General features: G+C 66.3%; 17 protein-coding genes. 11 read left to right on the forward strand and 6 right to left on the reverse strand.

Annotated elements, in window-relative coordinates; translation table 11 throughout:
* Positions 1–60: 60 nt before the first annotated feature.
* A complete protein-coding gene (locus QZ613_RS15885) occupies positions 61–2,802 on the reverse strand; it encodes a pitrilysin family protein (protein ID WP_291983160.1) in 2,742 nt (913 codons plus the stop codon).
* Positions 2,803–3,231: 429 nt separating this feature from the next.
* Here QZ613_RS15885 and QZ613_RS15890 point away from each other — a divergent pair, with 429 nt between their 5' ends.
* Positions 3,232–3,510, forward strand: coding sequence for a hypothetical protein (locus QZ613_RS15890; RefSeq protein ID WP_043567355.1), 279 nt, complete (start codon positions 3,232–3,234; stop codon positions 3,508–3,510).
* Between the two features lie 55 nt (positions 3,511–3,565).
* Here the strand turns inward: QZ613_RS15890 and QZ613_RS15895 are convergent, their stop codons facing one another.
* Positions 3,566–5,359 carry a SulP family inorganic anion transporter gene (locus tag QZ613_RS15895; RefSeq protein ID WP_291864259.1) on the reverse strand — a complete coding sequence of 598 codons (1,794 nt, stop codon included), beginning with the start codon at positions 5,357–5,359 and terminating at the stop codon, positions 3,566–3,568.
* Between the two features lie 259 nt (positions 5,360–5,618).
* Here QZ613_RS15895 and QZ613_RS15900 point away from each other — a divergent pair, with 259 nt between their 5' ends.
* The 7 genes from QZ613_RS15900 (at position 5,619) to QZ613_RS15930 (ending at position 13,191) form a co-directional block, all read left to right on the forward strand.
* Positions 5,619–6,386: a FadR/GntR family transcriptional regulator gene (locus QZ613_RS15900; RefSeq protein WP_043567354.1), complete on the forward strand. Its 768-nt coding sequence runs from the start codon at positions 5,619–5,621 to the stop codon at positions 6,384–6,386.
* Positions 6,387–6,453: 67 nt separating this feature from the next.
* Positions 6,454–7,932 (forward strand): FAD-linked oxidase C-terminal domain-containing protein, encoded by a 1,479-nt coding sequence (locus QZ613_RS15905; protein ID WP_291983162.1) that lies wholly within the window; start codon positions 6,454–6,456, stop codon positions 7,930–7,932.
* Positions 7,932–9,002 carry a glycolate oxidase subunit GlcE gene (glcE, locus tag QZ613_RS15910; protein ID WP_291983163.1) on the forward strand — a complete coding sequence of 357 codons (1,071 nt, stop codon included), beginning with the start codon at positions 7,932–7,934 and terminating at the stop codon, positions 9,000–9,002. The genes QZ613_RS15905 and glcE overlap by 1 nt, the downstream gene beginning before the upstream one ends.
* 13 nt (positions 9,003–9,015) lie before the next feature.
* A complete protein-coding gene (glcF, locus tag QZ613_RS15915; RefSeq protein WP_291983166.1) occupies positions 9,016–10,269 on the forward strand; it encodes a glycolate oxidase subunit GlcF in 1,254 nt (417 codons plus the stop codon).
* Between the two features lie 45 nt (positions 10,270–10,314).
* Complete coding sequence (locus QZ613_RS15920; RefSeq protein ID WP_291983167.1) at positions 10,315–11,985, forward strand: AMP-binding protein; 1,671 nt, start codon at positions 10,315–10,317, stop codon at positions 11,983–11,985.
* Between the two features lies 1 nt (position 11,986).
* A complete protein-coding gene (locus QZ613_RS15925) occupies positions 11,987–12,286 on the forward strand; it encodes a hypothetical protein (RefSeq protein WP_291983169.1) in 300 nt (99 codons plus the stop codon).
* A gap of 104 nt (positions 12,287–12,390) precedes the next feature.
* The gene (locus tag QZ613_RS15930; protein WP_043567347.1) at positions 12,391–13,191 is read left to right on the forward strand and encodes a protein phosphatase 2C domain-containing protein; all 801 of its coding nucleotides are present in this window, start codon (positions 12,391–12,393) and stop codon (positions 13,189–13,191) included.
* On the opposite strand, the gene QZ613_RS15935 is transcribed toward QZ613_RS15930, so the two are convergent.
* Positions 13,165–14,634 (reverse strand): DEAD/DEAH box helicase, encoded by a 1,470-nt coding sequence (locus QZ613_RS15935; protein ID WP_043567412.1) that lies wholly within the window; start codon positions 14,632–14,634, stop codon positions 13,165–13,167. The genes QZ613_RS15930 and QZ613_RS15935 overlap by 27 nt on opposite strands.
* A 136-nt stretch (positions 14,635–14,770) precedes the next feature.
* Positions 14,771–16,783: a DUF1631 family protein gene (locus QZ613_RS15940; protein WP_291983171.1), complete on the reverse strand. Its 2,013-nt coding sequence runs from the start codon at positions 16,781–16,783 to the stop codon at positions 14,771–14,773.
* 298 nt (positions 16,784–17,081) lie between these two features.
* On the opposite strand from QZ613_RS15940, the gene QZ613_RS15945 reads away from it, so the two are divergent.
* Positions 17,082–18,119 carry an NADP(H)-dependent aldo-keto reductase gene (locus tag QZ613_RS15945; protein WP_291983173.1) on the forward strand — a complete coding sequence of 346 codons (1,038 nt, stop codon included), beginning with the start codon at positions 17,082–17,084 and terminating at the stop codon, positions 18,117–18,119.
* Between the two features lie 18 nt (positions 18,120–18,137).
* Here the strand turns inward: QZ613_RS15945 and QZ613_RS15950 are convergent, their stop codons facing one another.
* Both QZ613_RS15950 and QZ613_RS15955 read right to left on the reverse strand, forming a co-directional pair.
* Complete coding sequence (locus QZ613_RS15950) at positions 18,138–18,575, reverse strand: hypothetical protein (protein WP_291867687.1); 438 nt, start codon at positions 18,573–18,575, stop codon at positions 18,138–18,140.
* A 128-nt stretch (positions 18,576–18,703) separates the two neighbouring features.
* Complete coding sequence (locus QZ613_RS15955) at positions 18,704–20,002, reverse strand: tetratricopeptide repeat protein (protein WP_291900840.1); 1,299 nt, start codon at positions 20,000–20,002, stop codon at positions 18,704–18,706.
* Positions 20,003–20,304: 302 nt separating this feature from the next.
* On the opposite strand from QZ613_RS15955, the gene QZ613_RS15960 reads away from it, so the two are divergent.
* Together QZ613_RS15960 and QZ613_RS15965 are read left to right on the forward strand one after the other, a co-directional pair.
* Positions 20,305–20,700: an MAPEG family protein gene (locus tag QZ613_RS15960; protein ID WP_043567341.1), complete on the forward strand. Its 396-nt coding sequence runs from the start codon at positions 20,305–20,307 to the stop codon at positions 20,698–20,700.
* Positions 20,701–20,798: 98 nt separating this feature from the next.
* A complete protein-coding gene (locus QZ613_RS15965) occupies positions 20,799–22,523 on the forward strand; it encodes an ABC transporter transmembrane domain-containing protein (RefSeq protein ID WP_291867678.1) in 1,725 nt (574 codons plus the stop codon).
* The last annotated feature ends 16 nt before the right edge of the window (positions 22,524–22,539 follow it).

Consider the following 22,539-nt stretch of genomic DNA (forward strand, 5'->3'; position numbering starts at 1 on the left):
GCGGGTTCGCAAGGCGCCGCCATCTTGGCCGCCTGGCCCGGTGAGCCGCGGTCGCCGGCGTCAGTTTTCCTTTCCCTTGCGGGCGTCGCCGGCGACGACCAGCGTCAGCTGCCCGGGGTCGATGTACTTGCGGAAGGCGGTGTTGACCTGCTCCGGGGTCAGCGCCATCACCCGTGTCTCGAAGTCCTTCGAGTACAGCCAGTCATGGCCGAGGTCGAGCAGCGAAATCCAGCGTGCAGCGACCGCGCTGTCCTGCGAGCGAGCGACCGCGCGTGCTTCGAGGATTCCCTTCTTCGCCTCGGCGACCTCGTCGGCCGTGAAGCCGTCGCGGCGGGCGCGAGTCAGCTCCTCGAGGAAGGCCTGCTCGGCGCGAGCCAGGTTCTGTGGCGCGGCCATGGCGGCAAAGGACCAGGTCGACAGATTCTCCCGCATTCCCATCGACAGCGACGAGCCCGCGCTGTAGCTGAGGCCGTCTTTCTGGCGCAGGCGATCCATCAGCCGGCTTGACAGTCCGCTGCTGCCGCCAAATATGTTGTTCGCCACGTAGAGCGCCGGTGCGTCTTCGTCGTCGAAGCGCAGCGGCAGATCGAGACGCGCGCGCACGTAGCCGTTTTCCTTGTCGGGGGTGTCGATGGCGATGCGCTGCGCCGCCACTTCCCGAAACTCCCGATCGACGCGGGCGTAGGGTGATCGCGAGACGTAATCCGGAAAGAGCTGCCTGAGTTCCGCGGTGATCGCCGCTTCATCGAAGTCGCCGACGATGGCGATCTCACCGCGGGCAGTGCCCATCAGCTCGCGGTGATAGGCGACGACATCGGCGAGCGTCGTCGCCTGCAGCTGTTCGATACGCTCGGCGAGTTGCGCGTGGTAGCGCGGGTCGCCAGGCGGGTAGGTGTTGAAATGAGCGGCCAGTGCGTCACTGGAGAGCATCTGCGGATCGTCGAGCTGAGCTTTCAGTGCGGTCAGCGTCTGCCGCTTCAGCTCGTCGAACTCGCTCGCCGGGAAGCTCGGTTGTCTGAGCAGCTGCGCGGCCAGCCTGAGCGCTTCGGGTAGCTCGTCGCGTCTGGTCTCGAATTGCGTCAGGCCACCGCGGATTTTCAGGCGGGTGAACTCGTCGGCGATTTGCTGGCGGGTCAGTTGCTCGCTGCCGCGGCTGAGCATGGCCATGGTCAGTGCGCCCGCCATGTCGCGATTGCGCAGCGTGTGTTCATCGCCCCAGCGGAAGCTCATCGCCACGTTGACCGTCTGGCCACGATTCTTTTTCGCCAGCAGCGCCACTTGCAGCTCGCCGACGCTCGGCCGTCGCGAGCGTTGGTTGATGTTCTCGTGCGAAGCGTCGAAGGCCTCGCCGGCGTCGCCCTTTTCGCTGGCCTTGTAGTTGGCCAGCAGCTTTGCCGCAGTTGGCGCCGCTGGGATCTCGGCGCGCTGCGGCGAATCCTCGGGGATGAAGCTGCCAAGCACGCGATTGTCACGCACGAAGTACTTCGCGGCGGCCGCATCGACCTGCGCCGGCCTGATCTGGTCGAGCTGGTCACGGGAGTAGAAGAACAGTCGCCAGTCACCGAGCGCGATGTACTCCGAAAGCATGACGGCGAATACCTCCGGGTTGGCCAGCGCGCGCTCGTAGGCGGTGCGCGCCTGTTCGACGGCGCGGCCGAGCTCGCTCTCAGTCGCCGGCTGGCGAGCGAAGCCGCCTTCGATGGCTTCGATCATCTTTTCGCGGACGCGGTCCAGCGATTCGCCCTTGTTGACCAGCGCGCCGAAAACCACGAAACCGGGCTCACGGGCATCGATGGTATAGGCGAAAACCTGCGCCGCCAGGCCCGGCTGAACCAGCGCCTGGTAGAGGCGACCATTCGGCGTGTCGCCAAGAATCTCGCCGGCCATGCTCACTGCTTCGGAGTCGGCGTGCAGGCTGGATGGCGTGCGATAGGCCAGGGTCAGCAGTTGCACCTCACCCTTGCGGCGGACGACGAACTCGCGCTCGCCGTCCGCCGTCGGCTCGACGGTCCATTGCTTGGCCAGCGTGCGGGTCGGCTTTGCCAGCTTGCCGAAGCTGGCGACAATCCATTTCATCGCCTGTTGTTCGTCGAATTTTCCGGCCACCGTCAGGACCGCGTTGTCGGGCTGATAGAAGTTCCGATAGAAGGTCTGCAGGTTCTCGATGCGAACGTTCTCGATGTCGCTGCGCGCGCCGATGGTGTTGTTGCCGTAGTTGTGCCAGTCGAAGAGAAGCGATTGCAGGCGCTTCATCATTACCCGGCTCGGACTGTTTTCCCCCATCTCGAACTCGTTGCGCACGACGCTCATCTCGCTATCGAGATCCTTCCTGGCGATGAACGAGTTGACCATCGCGTCGGCGCTCCAGCCAAGCGCCCATTTGAGGTTATCGTCGCTGGCCGGGAAGGTGACATAGTAGTTGGTTCGGTCGAGCCAGGTCGTGCCGTTGATCTGGAAACCGCGCGCCTTGAACTCCCTGGTTGGATCGGGAAAGTTCTTCGATCCCTTGAAGATCAGGTGTTCGAGCAGGTGGGCCATGCCGGTCTCGCCGTAGTTCTCGTCGTGCGAACCGACGAGATAGGTCACATTGACCGTAGCCGTCGGTTTGGCGGTGTCCGGAAAGAGGATGAAGCGCAGGCCGTTGGTCAGGCGATACTCGCTGATCCCTTCGACGGTACTCAGCTTTTCGACCCCCGCCGGCAGTGTTGCTGCCGTTGCTTGTCGGGCGGCGGCGCCCGCCGGTGCGAAGGCCAGTACCAGTGAAGACAGCAGGCACGCCGCTGTGCTAGTCCATCGGTTCATCATCATCACTCCACGACTTTTGCAGGAGCTGCGTCGGATTGCGTGCGCGGCCCGGCGACGTCGCCGTCGCTGGCCCGGCAGCTCAATTGCCGCACAGCTTGCCAGAAAGGGAACGGCCCGCACAGAGGGAGAGTCTGGGCGGGCCGGGTGCTGCGATCACTGCCGCGCGGGGAGGGGGAGGGGAGCGCGGCAGCGACAGGACGAAGAGTACCGAATCGCCCGCCGACGATCTGTTGGAGCTCTGTCCCTGTTGTGTAACGGCGTGTGATCCGTGCCGGTACCGGCGAGGCACTTCCCGGCGACGGGCCGCGTCCTTCTGGCCGTGCTTGGCGATGGCGCGTGCCAGCGCTTGCCTTGTGTTCGCCTGAGCTGGCATTATCCACCGCGACAGTGGCCGCATTGGCGCCACCACCGGAGAAGGAGGAAGCGATGAATCAGGAAGCGGAAGATCGGGGTCTGGCGGAAGTGGTGCTGGAACGTCTGGAAAAGGAACGTCTGCCTCGTGCCATCGACCTGAAAGACAAGGTCGATGCGGGGGCGCGGCTTGACGACATGGACATCGCCTTTCTCGAGCGCGTTTTCGCCGACACGCAGGACCTCAAGCCGATGGTGGAGAGGCATCCGGAGTATCACGCGCTGGCCGCACGGCTGATGGAGCTTTACGAACACATCACGGCGAAGGCCCTGGAAAACGAGAAGGCCGGCTGACCCACCGCTCGGCCGCCGTCCGCGATAAGCGGCCGGCGTGGCGACTGCCGGCCGCTTATCGCGTGCTCGGCACGACCGGCGGCTCGCCTGCCGACTCGCTCTCTTCCCCGCCCGCCGTTACCCCGCCGGTGTCTTCAGCCTCGTCGGCGACGACGCGGCTGCCATCGCGCCCGCGCCAATGGCGAACGGCCTGGCGCATGGTCGGGAACGCGCGCTGCTGCAGTGCCTCGTCGGGGTGTTTGGTGGCCTTCAGCCATTGCTCGAATTCGACCTGCCTTCCCGCCAGAACCAGCGTGATGCCCTTCGCCGCCAGTTCGCTATCGAGTCGCCCCAGGGTGTCGATGCCGGTGATGTCGACGTCGGTCATGGCGATCATGTCGAGGACCACGCGTTCGACGGGTACCCGCTGGCGGGCGATCGCGCGATGCACTTCGGCACGGAAATGATTGGCATTGAAGAAGACCAGCGGGCCACAGAAGCGCAGCAGCAGCAGGCCGTCGATCGTCGCCGCGTCGGGAAACAGCTTGTGGTTGTAGAGCCCCGCCCGGCCGCGCACATTGACCAGTTCCTCGCAGTCCGGGCGCGCGACGCGACGGATGAACATCAGCAGGGCCAGGGTCACGGCCAGCATGATGGCCTTGATCGCCCCGAAAGCAAGTACGCCGAGCATGGTGATCACGCCGAGGAGCACCGCCGAGCGCTCGATCAACTGGTAGCGCTTGAAGACCTGGAAGTCGAGCAGGTGCCACGAGGCGAAGAGCAGGACGACCCCCAGAGCGGGTATCGGCAACCACGCCAGCGATCCCGTTCCGACCAGCAGGAGCAGGGAAATCGCCAGCGCGGCGACGATGCTGACCATCTGCGTGCGACCGCCGTTGGCGTCGCTGACCGCGGTGCGCGAATCGGCGCCGGTGACGGCAAAGCCTTGCGACAGCGCCGAGACAATGTTGGCCAGGCCGAAGGCAGCGAATTCGCGGTCCACGTCGATGTCGTAGCCGTTGCGCTCGGCGAAGCTGCGCGCGGTGAGCATGCCGCTGGTAAACAACACCAGGGCCAGTCCCGCCGCCGAGGCAGCCAGCTCGCCGACGACGTCGAGGTGCAACTCCGGGATGACCAGATCCGGCAAGCCGGCGGCCACCGGGCCGATCAGCGCGACGCCGAAGTTGTCGAGCCCGAACGCGAACGCCGCCAGGCCGGCAAGGGCCATGGTCACCAGAGACGCTGGAATGACTTTCGTGTAGCGCGGCAGGAAGAACATCACTGCGGCGCAGCAGATTGACAGGACGACTGTCGGCCAGTGGGCGGTGATCACCAGATGCGGGATTTCCATCAGCTGTTTGAAGAAGCGCGTGGCCTCCGGCTTGCTGCCGAGAACCTTGCCCACCTGACCGATCATGATCGACAGCGAGACGCCGTTGAGCAGACCGATGATGATCGGTCGGGCGAGGAAATCGGCCAGGCCGCCAAGGCGAAGAAAGCTTGCCGACAGGCAGAAGATGCCGGTGAGCAGGGTGAGCGCGATGCTGTACGAGAGGTAATGGCCGCTGTTGCCCGCAGCCAGTGGCGCGATCACCGCCGCGAGCATCGCGCAGGTCGCCGCGTCGGGGCCGATGATCAGCTGCCGCGAGGTGCCGGCGAAGGCGTACACGACCATCGGCAGGATCGAGGCATAGAGGCCGGTCGACGGGCTGAAACCGGCCAGTTGCGCGTAGGCGATGGCGATCGGGATGGCCACCGCGGCCACCGACAGGCCGGCGCGAATATCGTGTGGCCAGTCGGCGGCACGATACCTGACCAGAGGCATCAGTCCGGGCAAGACGCGATTCAGATGATGAACGATGGCGGACATTCGGTTACCTCGATGGTTCGTTGGCCTCCGCCAGCGGTGGCTTGCAGAGGGGCCCGGCACGGGCGCAGCGAGCGGGCGATTGTAGCAGAATGGCCGCAACGGTCGAGCCGCCCCGCAACTCGGAGGGTACGCCGGCCAAGCTCGGCGCCTGTTGCCGAGCGTGCGGTCAATGTGCGGGGGTCCTGCCGGCAGCCGCAGGCGTTGCATCGGCCGCCGCTTGTAGTATGCTGCTGCGAAGTTGTCAGACAACTGGATTGCCATGCTCACCAATGAACTAAAGCGCATCGAGACGAAGAGAATTGTCCGCCGGCCGCGTCTCAGCGAGGAAGTGTCGATTGCCCTTGAAGGGCAGATCGCGCGCGGGGAGATCAAGCCGGGTGAGCAGTTGCCGGTCGAGAAAGCGCTGGCCGAAACCTTCGGCGTCAGCCGTGCCGTGATTCGTGAGGCGGTGGCACGCCTCAAGGCCGACGGTCGCGTCGAGACGCGGCAGGGCGCGGGCGCTTTCGTCGCCCTGGTGCCGAAAAGCCTGAATTTCAGGTTCTGGCAGGGAGACGGCCCGGCGCTGGTCGAATTGCGGGAAATCTTCGAGTTGCGGGCGATGATCGAAAGCTCGATTGCCGAACTTGCCGCCCGTCGTCGCCTGCCCGCCGACATTGTCGCCATCGAGTGCTTCCTGCACGCCATGGACGACGCGCTGGCCAGCGGCAGCGATGGTTCCGAAGCCGACGACGATTTTCACCTGGCGATCGCCGCCGCCACCCACAACAGCTATACGCGTCGCCTGGTGGAATTCCTTGGCCGGCATTTCTCCGAGTCGCGTCGCCTGGCCTGGACCATGCCGGGTCGCAATGGCGCCTTGCCGGAGGAGGCGCAGGCCGAGCACCGCCTGATTTTCGCGGCGGTCGCCGCCGGCGAGCCCGCACGCGCGCGCCGTCATTCCCACGAACACGTACGTTGCGCTGCCCGGCGCGTCGGTATCGTGTTGGCCGACGATCTGGTCAGCGGGCGAGCCGCCGAGCGCCGATGAGGCCTGCCCTCTGCGTGAGCGCCGTGGCCTCGGCACCTTTGTTCCCTTCTTGCTGCGAGGACTGCAGATGAGCATCGAGAGTAGCGTCGCCGATCGGCGTTTCACGGTTGACCGGCAGGCCTTGATCGCCAGCCTGCGCGCGGTACTGCCAGAGCAGGCGCTGCTGGTCGAGGAAGAAGAGATGCGCCCTTACGAGTGTGACGGCCTCACCGCCTATCGGCAGCTGCCGTTGATCGTTGCCCTGCCGGCCGACGAGGCGCAGGTGCAGGCGATCCTCAAGGTCTGTCATGCCTTGAAGGTGCCGGTGGTGGCGCGTGGGGCCGCGACCGGCCTTTCCGGCGGGGCGACGCCGCACCGGGACGGGGTGGTCGTCTCGCTGGCCAAGCTCAAGAAGATCATCAGCGTCGATCCCGTGTCGCGTACGGCGGTCGTCCAGCCCGGCGTGCGCAATCTGTCGGTCTCCGAAGCGGCTGCGCCGTACGCGCTCTACTACGCGCCCGATCCGTCGTCGCAGATCGCGTGCACGATTGGCGGCAACGTTGCCGAGAACGCCGGTGGCGTGCATTGCCTGAAGTATGGCCTGACCGTGCACAACGTCATGCGCGTGCGCGGGCTGACGATCGACGGCGAGATCGTCGAGTTCGGCAATGCCGCACTCGACGCCCCCGGCTACGACCTGCTGGCGCTGATGAACGGCTCCGAGGGCCTGCTGGCGGTGATCACCGAGGTGACCGTCAGGCTGACGCCGAAGCCGGAACTGGCGCAGGTGGTGATTGCGTCGTTTGGCGACGTGCGGCAGGCGGGCGACGCGGTCGCCGGCATCATTGCCGCCGGCATCATCCCGGCCGGGCTGGAAATGATGGACCGGAAGGCGATCCACGCCGTCGAACCCTACGTCAACGCGGGTTACGACATGGACGCCGCGGCAATTCTGCTCTGCGAGTCGGACGGGACTCCCGAAGAGGTTGCCGAAGAGATCGGCCGGATGACGGCGGTTCTCGAGCAAAGCGGCGCCTCGGGGATTCGCGTTTCGCAGGATGAAGCCGAGCGCCTGCGCTTCTGGGCCGGGCGCAAGGCGGCGTTTCCGGCGGTCGGGCGGATGACGCCCGACTACCTGTGCATGGATGGGACGATTCCGCGCAAGCGTCTGGCCGAGATGCTCGACGCCATCAACCGCCTGTCGGAGAAATATGCCTTGCGTTGTGCCAACGTTTTTCACGCCGGCGACGGCAACCTGCATCCGCTGATCATGTACGACGCCAACCAGCCGGGCGAACTCGATCGAGCGCTGGCCTTCGGCGCCGCGATCCTCGAACTGTCGGTGAAGTTCGGCGGCACGATCACCGGCGAGCACGGCGTCGGTATCGAAAAGGTCGACGTCATGGCCGAGCAGTTCAGTCTGGCCGAAATCGCCGCCTTTCACCGTCTCAAAGAGGCCTTCGACGAGCACGGGCTGCTCAACCCCGGCAAGGGCGTTCCGACGCTCGCCCGCTGCCGCGAGTACACCCTGGCCCGCGTCGGCAGCGCCACTTCACCGAGGTCGTGATGGAAGGATTGATCGAAAACTGGATCGGTCGCGTCGCCGACGCGGCAAGTGCCGGCCGCAGCCTGGCCATTCGTGGCGGTGGCAGCAAGGCCTTCTATGCCTGCCCGGAGCAGGGCGAAGTCCTCGAAGTCAGCGGCCACCGTGGCATCGTGGCCTACGAACCGACCGAGCTGGTGGTCACCGCGCGCGCCGGTACGCCGCTGCGCGAACTGGCGGCGGCGCTTGCCGAAAAAGGGCAGTGGCTGCCCTTCGAGCCGCCGCACTTCGGCGCCTCGGCGACCGTTGGCGGGATGTTCGCCGCTGGCCTCTCCGGACCTCGTCGGCAGGCCGTCGGCGCGCTGCGCGATTACGTTCTTGGCGTCAAGGTTCTGAATGGTTCTGGCGAAGTGCTCTCCTTCGGCGGGCAGGTGATGAAGAACGTCGCCGGCTACGACGTCGCCCGCCTGTTCGCCGGCAGCCTCGGCACGCTCGGCATCGTGCTCGAGGTTTCGCTCAAGGTGCTGCCGCTACCCGTCGCCGAGAAGAGCCTGCGTTTCTCCATCGACGAGGCGGCGGCGCTGGGCAAGCTCAACGCCTGGGGTGGCCGGCCGTTGCCGATTTCGGCGTCGGCCTGGCACCAGGGCGTGCTGACGCTGCGTCTTTCCGGAGCCGCCGCTGCGGTCGCCGCCGCGCAGCGACACCTCGGCGGTGAGGAACTGGCCGCTGGCCTGGCGACAGCGTTCTGGGAGTCGCTGCGCGAGCAGACCTACGCCTTCTTTGCCGGTGACGCGCCCCTGTGGCGCTTGTCGTTACCGTCTGTCGCGCCACCGCAGCCGCTTCCCGGCTCGACGCTGATCGAGTGGGGCGGCGCACAACGCTGGTTGCGCGAGGGCGACGGACGGGCGATCCGGGTTGCGGCGGCCAGGGCCGGTGGGCACGCGACGCTGTTTCGCGCTGACCATGCCCTGAAGGCTTCGGAAGGCGTTTTCCAGCCGCTGCCGGCGCCGCTGCTGCGGATTCATCGCCAGCTCAAGCGCGCCTTCGATCCGCAAGGCGTTTTCAACCGCGGCCGGATGTATCCGGGACTATGAGAGTGCGCTGACCATGCAAACCAATCTTGCCGATTTCATCAAGGACACGCCGGCCGGGCGCGAGGCCGACGCGATTCTGCGCACCTGCGTGCACTGCGGATTCTGTACCGCGACCTGCCCGACCTTCCAGTTGCTCGGCGACGAGCTCGACGGGCCGCGCGGGCGGATCTATCTGATCAAAGAGATGCTCGAAGGGCAGGCGGTCAGCCAAACGACACAGCTTCATCTCGATCGCTGCCTGAGTTGCCGCGCTTGCGAGACAACCTGCCCGTCGGGCGTTCGCTATCACCGCCTGCTCGAAATCGGCCGCGAGGTCATGGAAGAGCGCGTGCCACGGCCGCTGGTCGTGCGCGCGACCCGCTTCCTGCTCTGCGAAGCCTTGCCGCGGCGCTGGATCTTCAGGCCGGCGGTGGCCATCGGCCAGCTGATGCGCCCCTTGCTGCCCGCGGCGCTGGCCGAAAAGGTGCCGCTGGCGGCGGGCGGGGCGGCCCGGCCGTGGCCGCGGCGCGCCGGGCACAAGCGGCGGATGATTGCCCTGGCCGGTTGCGTGCAGCCGATCCTGACGCCGAACACCAACGCCGCGACGGCGCGCGTTCTCGACCGCCTGGGGATCGAGTTGATCGAGGCGCCGGCGGCCAACTGCTGCGGTGCGCTGCGCTACCACCTGCACGCGCAGGAGAAGGCGCTCGACGACATGCGGCAGGTGATCGACGCCTGGTGGCCGGACGTCGAGAGCGGTCGTGTCGAGGGTTTCGTGATGACCGCCTCGGGTTGTGGCGAGCACGTGCGCGAGTACGGCAACCTGCTGAAAGACGATCCGGCCTACGCCGACAAGGCCGCCCGGATCGCCGCCATGACGCGCGACGCTTGCGAAGTCCTGGCCGCCGAGCAGGAGCCGCTGGCCGCCCTGCTGCGCCAGGCCGGTGCCGATAGCGGCGAGCGCGTCGCCTTCCACTCGCCCTGCACGCTGCAACACGCGCAAAAGATTCGCGGCGTCGTCGAGGCCTTGCTCACGGCGGCCGGCTATCGCCTTGCGCCGGTCGCCGATCCGCACCTGTGCTGCGGCTCGGCGGGGACCTATTCGATCAGTCAGCCGGTGCTCGCCGGGCAGTTGCGCGACAACAAGCTGGCGGCGATGAACGCCGCGTCGCCGGCGCTCCTGGTGACCGCCAATATCGGCTGTCAGACGCATCTGCAAAGTGGCAGCAAGGTGCCGGTGCGGCACTGGATCGAGCTCATCGACGAGCGTTTGAACGTCGGCGCCTGAAACGGTCGCTCGGACAGCGGCCGGTTCTGCCGAAACGGGGAAGCCATGGAAATCAATAGTCTGAGCGGCGGCTACGCGGCGCTTTGCGAGAACTTTCGCTGGCAGGTTCCGCAGGCCTTCAATATCGCGGTCGATGTCTGTGGCCGCTGGGCTGCCGAGCGCAGTCGCTTTGCGCTGTACTACGAGGATGAAAGCGGCTTCACTTCGGCGCACACCTTCTGGGACATTCAAGGCCAGGCCAACCGGCTGGCCAACGTCCTCGCCGCACTCGGCACGCTGGCCGGTGATCGCGTCGCCATCGTCCTGCCGCAATGCCCGGAAACGGCGATCGCCCATGTCGCCATTTACCAGATGGGCGCGCTGGCGGTTCCGCTGTCGCATCTGTTCGGGCCGGACGCCCTCGAATACCGGCTTGGCGACTCGGGTGCGCACGTGGCCATCGTCGATGCCGACTCGCTGCCGAAATTGCTCGCCCTGCGCGACCGCCTGCCGCAGTTGCGGCACGTGATCGGCGTTGGTGCGGCGCTCGGCAACGGCGTAAAGCCGTGGGCAGAGGTGCTCGAGCACGCGTCTCCGCGCTACACGCCAATGCTTACCGCCGCCGACGACCCGGCAATGATCATCTACACCAGCGGCACCACCGGCAAGCCGAAGGGCGCGCTGATGGCGCACCGGACGCTACTTGGCAACCTCAGCGGTTACGCCTGCTCGCACGACTTCTTCCCGCAGCCGGGCGACATGTTCTGGTCGCCGGCCGACTGGGCGTGGACCGGCGGTCTGTGGGACGTGCTCTTGCCGACCTGGCACTTCGGAATGCCCCTGCTCGCTTACAAAGGCCGTTTCGACGCCGGCAAGGCGTTTGCGTTGATCGAAAAGTACGGCATTCGCAACAGCTTCCTTTTTCCCACCGCGTTGAAGATGATGATGAAGGCCGTTCCCGAGCCGCGAGCGCATTACGATCTCGATCTGCGCAGCCTCATGAGTGCCGGCGAGCCGGTCGGCGAAGCGGTCTTCCACTGGGCCAGGGAAAAGCTCGGAGTGACGATCAACGAGATGTTCGGGCAGACCGAAATGAACTACGTCGTCGGCAATTGCGCGTCGCGCTGGCCAGCCAGGCCCGGCGCCATGGGCCGCGCTTATCCGGGGCACCGCGTGGCCGTCGTCGATGCGCAAGGCAATGTCCTGCCGGCGGGCGAACTCGGCGAGGTCGCCGTGCATCGCCAGTGCAACGGCGAGGCCGATCCGGTGATCATGCTCGGCTATTGGCAGAATCCGCAGGCGACGGCGGAGAAGTTTGTCGGCGACGGCTGGGGGTTGACCGGCGATCTGGCGAAAATCGACGAAGCGGGCGACCTGTGGTACCAGGGACGCGCCGACGATGTCTTCAACAGCGGCGGCTATCGCATTGGCCCGGCCGAAATCGAGAACTGCCTGCTCAAGCACGCGGCGGTTGCCAATTGCGCGGTCATCGGAATCCCGGATGCGCTGCGGGGAACTCTGGTCAAGGCCTTCGTCGTCCTGCAGCCGGGCGTCATGGGATCGCCGACGCTGGTCGACGAACTGCAGCGGCAGGTGCGGCAGCATCTGGCTCCCTACGAGACGCCGAAAGCGATAGAATTCGTCGCAGCGCTGCCGATGACCACCACCGGCAAGGTGCAACGGTGCGTGCTGCGGGCTCGCGAAGCGGAAGACAGGAGCAGACGGGAAGGGCAATGACTTGAGCGAAGGGCTGGAACGAACGGCGGCAGCCGAGGAGAGGCGGCGCCAGCTCGACTTGCGGACGGCGTTCGACGCGGCCTACGTGATGATCGAGCCATTTTTTGATCCGCAACACGGCTGGGCCGGACAGTCGCTCGAACTGCTCGCCTATCGCGTCCTGCGCGAAAACTTTCCGGCGCTGAGCAGTGACGAGGTGCATACCCTGGTGGTTGCTGCCCACCGCGTATATATCGAGCGCCATCCAGAGAACAGCAGTCACTTGCCTCGCCCGAGCGAACTTCGACGGGTGAATTTCTAGAACAACAAGGCCGACCTTCGTTTCCTGTGCCGGTCTGTGCATGCCTCGTCAGACACTCCGGCCAACGATGGCGTCGCGTGTGACCGTACGGGAAGTCCGAGTCAATGGCAATTTCAATCGATGCCTGCGTGGCCCAGCATCAGGGTGACCGCCGCGAGCAGCAGGACCGCGTAGCGATCCTGCCGCATCCGCGTGGGGGTGGCGTGGTGTTGGCAGTCGTCGCCGACGGGATGGGTGGGCATACCGGGGGTGTGCTCGCCGCGCAGCAGGTGGTGCACACGGCACGCGACAATCTCGAGCGTTTTTCCGCACGTTCCGAATCGGCGCGCGTACTGCTCGAATCGAGTATCAACGAAGCGCATATGCTGATCAAGGCGTCGCGCTTCATCAACGAGAAAGATCCGCACAGCACGGCAGTCATGCTGCTGCTGCAACCGGGAAAGGTCAGCTGGGCGCACTGCGGCGACAGCCGCTTCTACCGTTTTCGCGGCGACAGCCTGGTCTTTCGCAGCACTGATCACTCCTACGTCGCACAGCTGGTGGTGCAGGGAAGGGTGACCCCTGAACAGGCGCTCGTCCACCCCCACCGGAACATTCTGCTGACTTCTCTGGGGGGCGTCGATGCCCCCAAGATCGCTTTCGGCGAAGCCGACGATCTGCAGGGCGGCGACACCTTCCTGCTCTGCTCCGACGGCCTGTGGGGCTATTTCACCGACCAGGAACTGGCGTGGGTGATTGACGGCGCGTCGTCGGCGCGGGATGCGTCCGAATTGCTGATTGGCCGTGCCCGAGCGATGGGCAATGGCGACGGCGACAACATCTCGCTGGCCATTCTTAAATTGGTCGAAGTGCCGCCTGCCGTGCCTGGCGGCAGGGTTTCACTCGCGCCCGAGTCCGCCCAGTAGCGCGGCCACCGCACGGCGTCGTTTGTGCGGATGCTCGACGCGGCCCAATGCCTTCGCGGCCTCGCCATCGACGGCTGCGGCGACCGGACGCGGTTCGGCGCTTTCGTAGGGCTTGCTGAAGTCGAAACCGTCGGCCGCGATATGGCTCGGGCGTCGGCCGGTGCCGGGCTTGCCGACGCCCTTGCGCGGCGCGCTTGCTCGCTCGCTGCGCGCGGCCTCTGGTGAAGCCGGCGCAGGTGCGGGTGCGGCAGGATTGCGGCGATGACGATGCTTGTCGCCGGGCGGGTAGGTGTAGTCGTATTCCGGTTCGAAGCCGGCGATGATCACCTGCTCGACCTTGATCTTGATCAGTTTTTCAATATCGACCAGATACGGCACTTCACTGGCCGAGACCAGCGAAATCGCCGTGCCGGCCTTGCCGGCACGGCCCGTGCGGCCAATGCGGTGGATGTAGTCTTCCGGCGTTCGCGGCAGTTCGAAGTTGATCACGTGCGGCAACTCGTCGATATCGAGTCCGCGGGCGGCGACGTCGGTCGCCACCAGGACCAGCACAGAACCGTCCTTGAACGCTTCCAGCGCCTTCAGACGTTCCAGTTGGCTCTTGTCGCCGTGGATCGAGTCGGCGGCAATTCCGGCGCGCTGCAACTCGCGCGCGAGACGGTTGGTTTCCACCTTGGTGCGCGTGAAGACCAGAACCTGGTTGAAATCCGACGAGCGCAGAAGCTTTACCAGCAGCGCACGTTTGGCTTCGCTGGCCACAGGATGGACGCGGTGAGTGATGGTCTCGGAGACGGTGTTGCGCTTGGCGACCTCGATCAGCTCCGGCGACTTGAGCATCTTGTCGGCCAGCTTCTTGATCTCTTCCGAAAAAGTCGCCGAGAAGAGCAGGCTCTGGCGTTGCTGCGGCAACATGTTGATGATGCGGGTGACATCGGGGATGAAGCCCATGTCAAGCATGCGGTCGGCTTCGTCGAGGACCAGCGCCTGGACGCTGTTGAAGTGCAGGCACTTCTGCTCGACGAGATCGAGCAGGCGGCCAGGCGTGGCGACCAGTACTTCGACGCCGCAGCGAATTTCGGCGATCTGCGCCTTGATGTCGACGCCGCCGTAAACGCAGCAACTCCTGATCGGTACGTGCCTGCTGTAGGTCTGCACCGATTCATGGACCTGGATCGCCAGTTCGCGCGTCGGTGCCAGCATCAGCACGCGCACCGGGTGGCGGGCAGGCGAAGGACTCGGGCTGGCGAAGGGGAGAATGCGCTGCAGCAGGGGCAGGGTGAAAGCGGCGGTCTTGCCGGTTCCCGTTTGGGCGCCGCCCATCAGGTCTCGTCCGGCGAGAACGACGGGAATCGCCTGCGCCTGGATCGGCGTTGGCTCGCTGTAGCCCTGGTCGGCAATGGCGCGCAGCAACTCGGGCGCGAGGCCGAGGTCAGTGAAGCGGATGGGTGAAGCCTTCGGATCAGTCAAGTCAGTCAACGCTCGAACACGGAAAAAACGAGATTATACATTGATCTGCGGCGGGCCCAGAGGCGACGGCGGGGAGCGAAGGACTGGCCGGGTTGCCCGGCGCGGCGCTCGGTCAGTCGAGAAGACGCAGGGCGCGTTCGGCAGCGCTGTCGAAGGTGGCCATCCCGGAGACGACCTGCGCGCGGCCTGCGCGCACCTGCTGCTCGAGCAGCGCGCTCGGTAGGGCGACGGCGTAGCCCCAGACGGGGTTGAAAAGGAGCACCGTGTGCGACGACGGACTCTGCCAGCAGCACAGACCACAAAGTGGCTCCTGCTCCCGATCGGGCAGCGCGAAGCGCAGCCAGTCGCCGACCTGCCAGCCACTGCTGGCGGCGGCGCGGGCCGTGGCCTCGTCGTCCGCGTGGGCGAGGTAGTGAACCTGCAACTCGCCGCTTCCGAGTGCGCACGTCCCACCCTTGGCGGCCGGGCCGCTCGCCGGTCTGCCCTGGCTTCGCCGCTCCAGCGGCAGCCCTGCCGGCGTGACCTTTTCCTGCGCCTGGCCGCGCAGCGCCGCGGTTTGCAGGTCGAACAGGCGGTTGAGGAAAGGAAGCCTTTCGGCGCTGGAAATCCCGATTCCATCGAGCCCGCCGCCAATGCGCTTGATCAGTGACGAGGCCATGCCGGCAAGGTGCTTGCGTTCCTCGTTGGTCTGCTTCGGCTGCACGCTCCAGATCAGTTCTCCTCCCGTCGCGCTGTCCTGTTGCCAGCGTGCACCCTCGGTGCCACCCGCCTGGGCCGCCGCGGCCATCACGCGCACCCAGTAACGTTCGAGAAAGGCGGCGACTTCCGGTGAGCGTGTGCGCGCCAGGCTGGCGCGCAGCCATGTCTCGGCTGCCTGCTGGGCGGCGATGGCCTGTTCATGCTCGACGACCAGCCGGATATGGCCGGCAGCGGCCGCGCGCACCGCCTGGTCACCTTCGTTGACCAGCGCGTCGAGTTCGGCGAGTGCCTTGCCAAGTCCATCGCCGCTTTCCTCGCGCGGGTCGCGGAGCGCACTGGCGATGGCGGCGATCCGCTTGCACAGCGGATGATCCACGCCCGTATTCGGGGGAAGCCCGACGGCCGCGCGGGCCATGCGATTGATCAGCAGGCGGGCCGGATGCTGGTTGTTGGCAAATAGGGTCGGATCGACGATGGCCTGCTTCAGGAGGGGAATCTGCAGGCGCCCGATAATTCCCTTGACCGCGTCGGGGATGTCCGCGGATTCGAAAATGGCTTCGAAGATCAGCGCCATGGTGTCGAGCGTGAGGGCCTCGGTCCTGCCCAGCGGTACGTCGAGATCGCTCGATTTCAGAGGGCGCGGCGCGGACGGCGATGATTCGTCGTGGCCGGCGGCGGGGGACGATGCCGAGCGCAGTTCGAGGGCCGTCAGCCGTTCGAGCAGGTCCTTCAGCATGTACGCCGCGGCGGCGTCGTCGAGCAAGGGATTCGCCGCCTCTGCCTGGCCATCGGCGGCGACGAAGTGGCCGCCAGCTCCCGCTTGCAGCAGGCCGCTGCGGTGGCGCAGCACGTCCTGGAGCAGCAGCAGCGCATTCGTGGCGGGCTGCGTGCCGGCGCTTGCCGCTTGCCCGCCAGCCGGCCTGGCCGGCGACGCGACGTTGGCCGTGTAGTGCGCCTGCGCCGGCTCGACGCCCAGTTTCGTCAGCAGCTCGTTGATCTCGGCATACAGCGCCGGCAACCCCTGGCACAGGAGATCCTCGACCCGGTCGAGCATGGCGAAGGTCTGCTCGATGCTGCCGTCGTGCTGCGCACAGATCGCCGCGAGGCCTTCGCAAATGGCTTCCGGGCCCACCGGATTGTTATCCGGTCCCATCGTCGTGCGATCCAGCAAGGTCAGGTAGAGCGAACGGCTGCGCCATAGCTCGCGGCCGCCGGCATCGCGCAGGTGGGTGGCGATTTCACGCAGCCGAATTCCCACTTCGAGGTCATCGTCGCCCATCAGCGTCAGACGTGAGGCGGTCAGGCTTGCAACCTGATCGAACCCATCAAGCGGGTTGGCCGATGCCAGTACATCGTGGGCGTTGCCGACTTCGCGGCTGAAGGCGTCCAGGCTCGCCGAGATGTTGCCGCCTGCTTCACCGACCATCTTTCTGAGCCGCTGCTGAAACAGGTTCCTGCTGGCGAGCAGAACCTGCGCACGATAGTCGTTTGCAGGCGTTGGCGGAGGCGGCTGGTGCTGATCTGGCATATATCGCTGGGCTGTTCGGTCGCTGTTCCGGTGGAAGTCGGTGGGCGGTGGCGATTGAGTGTATCGTATCCGGCGCGCCACGACCGCGAATGGCGCAGCTTTTATGGCGGGATTATAGATGAGGATGACCGAGGTCTGGTGCTCGCGGCGTTGACCTCGTCGTCCTGGCGATGGGTGCACCGCAAAGGGAGGAAGCATGAACAACAGGCAGCTTGGCAACAGCGCTCTGCAGGTGTCCGAGATCTGTCTCGGGACAATGACCTTCGGCGAGCAGAACAGCGAGCGCGAAGCGCATGCGCAGCTCGACCGCGCCTTTGCTGCCGGGGTCAACTTCATCGATACCGCCGAAATGTATCCGGTGCCCCCGCGGGCCGCCACCTATGGCCGGACCGAAGAGATCGTCGGCAACTGGCTGGCCGGCCAGTCGCGGCAGCAGGTGATCGTTGCCAGCAAGGCCGCCGGACCGTCGCGCGGCCTGAACTGGATCCGTGGCGGCGAGTTGGCATTCGACCTGGCCAGCCTGCGTGCCGGGGTCGAAGCTTCGTTGCGCCGTTTGCGCACCGATTACGTCGATCTCTACCAGTTGCACTGGCCGGCGCGCAATCAGCCGATGTTCGGCCAGTGGCAGTACGATCCCGCCAAGGAGCACGAGTCGACGCCGATTCTGGAGACCTTGCAGGCGCTGGCGACGCTGGTGCGGGAAGGCAAGATTCGCTACTTCGGTCTGTCCAACGAGCACCCCTGGGGAGTCATGGAGTTCGTCCGCCTGGCGCGTGAGCACGATTTGCCACGGCCGGTCTCGCTGCAGAATGCGTACAGCCTGCTCAACCGGGTTTATGAGAGCGGGCTGGCCGAGGTCTGCCAGCGGGAAAACATCGGCCTGCTGCCGTACTCGCCGCTCGCCTTTGGCACGCTTTCGGGAAAGTATCTGGTCGACGCGAACGCGGCAGGCCGGATCACGCGGTTCGCCGGTTTCGGTCAGCGCTACACAAAGTTCAACGTCGCGCCGGCGGTCGCTGCCTATGCCGAACTCGCCCGCCGGCACGGGCTGACACCGAGCCAGCTGGCGCTGGCGTTCGTTTACTCACGCTGGTTTTCGGCCAGCACGATCATCGGTGCGACGAGCATCGCGCAGCTCGACGAGAATCTCGGCGCCCTGGCGGTGCACCTGTCGGCGCCGTTGCTGGCCGAGATCAACGAGCTTCACCTGCGCTACACCAATCCCGCGCCCTGAGGCGGCGGCAGCCGGCGCTCAACGGGGACTGCCGGACTGCCGCTCGCTGCCGAGGTCGGCGTCGCCCTTGTCGCTCGCTGCGGCTTTCGCTTCGTCGCCAGCATCGGTTGCGGGCGGCCTTCTCTTCTTCCTGGCACCGGGAGGCTGTGGCGGTGGCAGTTGCGGCTCGACGGTATCCAGCTTGTTCTCGCGCATGTAGCTGTCCATGTCGCGCCAACCCTGATAGATGGCGGCCTTTGGCAGCCAGGAATAGATCGAGTAGCAATCCTCGATGGCGCGCCCCGACTGGCGGCAGCCGCCTCCGACCGCCTGTCCCTCGGCAGCGAGCCGGGCAGCCTTGGCGACAGGTTCTTCCAGCCCCAGTTTCTCCTTGACCATGTCACAACCGCTGCTGCCGAAAAGCAGCGCGCCGGCGAGCAGGAGGATGCGTAGCTGGCTGCGCAGCGGATCGAACACGGAACTCCCTGAATGATGGCTTGGCAAGGGCACATTCTACCCATAAACGCGCGTGCCCGTATTCCGCCCGCGTGGCGCTGCCGGCAAGCGTCGGCCGGGCCTGGCTCGGCCTGGCCGCGGTGGCGAGTTCAGGGAATGAGGCGGGCGAGCATCCTGGTGCGCTTCTTGTGTTTGAGCTCCCTGGCCAGGCTGGCGATCAACTCCAGTCGCTGCGGACCGAGATCGCCGGCGAAGGGGTTGATCCGGGCGCGCACATCCTCCATCTTCACGGCATCCCGCCGCAGGCGGAGCTGCCGGTAGATGGCGGCCAGCTGGCTGGCCGCGGGAAGGGCCGCCTCGACCGTCACGCCGGGAGAGCTCAGCGCGCGCAGGAAGCAGGTCGCTGCCCCGACGAGGTCGCCGTCATTGAGCATCGCCTCGCCGCGCAGACTCCACGCGCCCGCTTCGAAGGTGGGCGTCAGCCCGACCGCGATAGCCTCGCCGAAAACGGCGTTCGCCCGCTCCCAGTCGCCCAGTCGGAGTGCCGCCATGGCGTCATGGAACTGCAGGTGGCCGGCGCCCGCTTCGGGTTCGACGCTGGCGAAGCGTGTGGGCTGGTGTGCCGCACCTACCCGCGGGATGTCCAGCGCCGACGAGCTGTCCGCGTGGCTGCCGCTGCCGTTTGCCAGGCGGTGGCGGCGCCATAGCCGTTGCAAGGCGACGCCGCCGACCAGGGCCAGCGCAGCCAGGACCAGCGCGGTCCACAGCAGAGGCGAGGAAATCGCCCGTCGCCAGAGCGGCGGCACTGACGGCGAAGACGCGAGTGATGCGGCGGAATCGAGCGGGTCGCTGGCCGCCGCTTCGGATTCGGCAGGGGATCTTGTGCCGGCGGCGAGCGGAATCGTCCGTTCCGCGAAGCGCCAGCGCAATGGTGACGGCGGCGTATCCGGCAACTCGAACACCATGCACAGTTCGAGACTGGGGGCACGCGTTCTGAGAAACAGGGGGCCATTGGCATCGCTCTCGCGCAGAATGGCGATTTCGTTGCCGGCGCCGAGCTTGGCGAAGGTCTCGTTGCCCGCGCCAATCGGGGCCCGCAGGTAGAGGCAATTCGTCCTGACCACGCCGACAGCCAGCAACTCTGCGCCTATCGGCACGTCGCCGGCTCCGGCCAGGAGGCCGGCAGTTGCCAGGCTGCTTGGTCCGAACGATCCGTCACCCGCGACCTTGAGCGTGGCGCGTACTTCAAGGAAAGTCCCTCGGTTGCGCGGCCTGCGCTCAAACCACTGGCCGTCGATCAGTTGCCTGAAAAACGGCACCTCGGTAACCGTCGCGTTGTCGATTTGCCAATCGTTCTCGGCTTGCTCCTGCTCCGCGGGCAGTGCGGCAAAGCTTGCCAGCAGTAGCAGTGCCGTCACGGCGTGGCGAAGGAGATGCTTGGTTTTCATGCTCATTGGGTCCGTGGGTATGCTGTCGTCGGAGTACATGAGGAGTCAGTGATAAATGCCTCCAGGTGCGTCTGATTTTTGCCAGAACGCTCGCCCAGACGGCGCAAGGTCCAATGCTGCGCTGGCCGGGCAAGGCGGGAAGCCGCCATTTTCAGGCCAATTCACCTAGCGTAACGTGACGCAGTTTACGCGAAAGCGAATGCCATTGGTCGCGGAATCAGCTTGCGCAGGGCCGCGAGCGGCCCGGGAACGATGCTCACGGGGTATAGTGTGCGTCGCACTGCTGCTGATGGAAAAAAGCCATGACCACCTACCCCGGAGCCAGCCTCCTTACGCTCGCCTGCTCGCTGCTGCTCTTCGCCTGCACTGCCTACGTCGGTCGCTGCCGGATCAAGTTCGCCATCAAGGCGCCGGCGACCAGTGGTCACCCGCAGTTCGAGATCGCCTATCGTATTCAGATGAACACGCTCGAGAATACGGTCGCCTTTCTCCCCGTACTGTGGGTCTTTGCCGTGAACACGTCTGAGTTCTGGGCAACCCTGCTCGGCAGCGCCTGGTGGCTGGCCCGGGTCTGGTATGCGCTGGCCTACGCGCGCGACCCGAAGACGCGCGGCGCGGGCTTCGGACTGTCGATGCTCTGCTTCGCGGCGCTCGGGCTGGGCGGCGCCTGGGGAGTTCTGCGCGGGATGCTCGGCTGAAGCCGGACGCCTCCGGCGAGCGCTCCGCAGCCACTCCAGACGGCGCGCAGCCTGCGCCAGGGCCCAGGCTGCGGCCGCTACGCGCGCTGCTGCCCTACGTGGCGCCTTATGGTCGGCAGATCGCTCTCGCCCTGCTGCTCCTGCTGCTGGCGGCCGCGGCGACACTGACCCTGCCGTTTGCCGTGAAGCTGCTGGTCGACGGCGGCTTGGCGGCGCCACCCGGCAGCGAGCCTGGCCAACGCCTGGCGGCGATTGGCGAGCATTTCCTGTGGCTGTTCGCGGTGGCCGTGGTGCTCGGCGTCGCCACCGCGGCGCGCTACTACATGGTCAGCTGGATCGGCGAACGGGTAACCACCGACCTGCGCCAGGCCGTCTATGCGCACGTGCTGCGGCAGAGCCCGCAATTTTTCGAGACGCTGAAATCGGGCGAAGTGCTCTCGCGCCTGACCACCGACACGACGGTGATTCACAGCGCCGTCGGTTCGAGTATCAGCATGGGGCTGCGCAACGTCGTGCTCCTGGCCGGCGGCCTGACCATGCTCGTCAGCACGACGCCGCGGCTGATGCTCACCGTCGCCGGGATCATCGTGCTCTTCGTTCTCCCGGCGGTGCTCATCGGCCGGCGCGTGCGCAAACTGTCGCGTGCCAGTCAGGATCGCATCGCCGATACCAGTGGCATTGCCGGCGAGATTCTCAACGCCATTTCGATTGTCCAGAGCTACACCCAGGAGGAGGCCGAAGCGGCGCGCTTCTCGGCCGCCAACGAGAAGGCCTTCGTGACCTCGATCCGGCGTACCGCGATGCGTTCGGCATTCACCGCCTTTGTCATCATCGGCGTTTTCGGCTCGCTGCTCTACGGCTTGTACGGTGGCGTTCAGGCTGTACTCGCCGGCCAGATGAGCGCCGGTCAGCTGAGTCAGACGGCGCTCTACGTGATGCTTGTCGCCGGCAGCGTGGCGGTGCTCGCCGAGGTCTGGGGAGATCTGCTGCGCGCCTCGGGGGCGACCGAGCGGCTGATGGAACTGCTCAGCCTGCGTTCGCCGATTGCCGAGCCGGTGGCGCCGGTCGCGTTGCCAGCGCCCGCCGGCGGACTGTGCGTCACTTTCGAAGAGCTGCGCTTCGCCTATCCCTCGCGGCCGGGACAGCCCGTTCTGCAGGGCCTCGATCTGAGCATAGCGGCCGGCCAGACGGTGGCCCTGGTGGGTCCGTCCGGCGCCGGCAAGACGACCGTCTTCCAGTTGCTGCAGCGTTTCTACGACGTCAGCGAGGGCGCCATCCGCATCGACGGCATCGACCTGCGCTGCGTGCGCCTGGACGAACTGCGCCGGCGCATCGCGGTGGTGGCGCAGGAAGCGGTGATCTTCTCGGGCAGCGTCGCCGAGAATATTCGCTACGGTCGGCCGCAGGCCAGCGACGACGAAACCCGGGCTGCCGCGGCTGCCGCCTTCGTCGACGAATTCGTGCAGCGACTGCCCGAGGGCTACGCCACCTTCGTCGGCGAGCGCGGCGTTCGCCTGTCGGGCGGGCAGCGGCAAAGGATCGCCATCGCGCGCGCCATTCTGAAGAACGCGCCGCTGCTCCTGCTCGACGAAGCGACGAGCAGCCTTGACGCGGCAAGCGAGCGCGTCGTGCAGGCAGCGCTGGAAGCGGCGATGAGCGGGCGGACGACGATCGTCATCGCCCACCGCCTGGCCACCGTGCAACGCGCCGACCGGATCATCGTCCTCGATCACGGGCAGGTGATCGACGCCGGCACGCACCTCGAACTGATCGAGCGCGGCGGACTCTACGCGCGGCTGGCGGCGCTGCAGTTCGCCGTCTGAACGGCTTGTTCGGGGC

The sequence above is a fragment of the Candidatus Accumulibacter sp. ACC005 genome, from assembly GCF_907163215.1.
Taxonomy (GTDB): domain Bacteria; phylum Pseudomonadota; class Gammaproteobacteria; order Burkholderiales; family Rhodocyclaceae; genus Accumulibacter; species Accumulibacter regalis.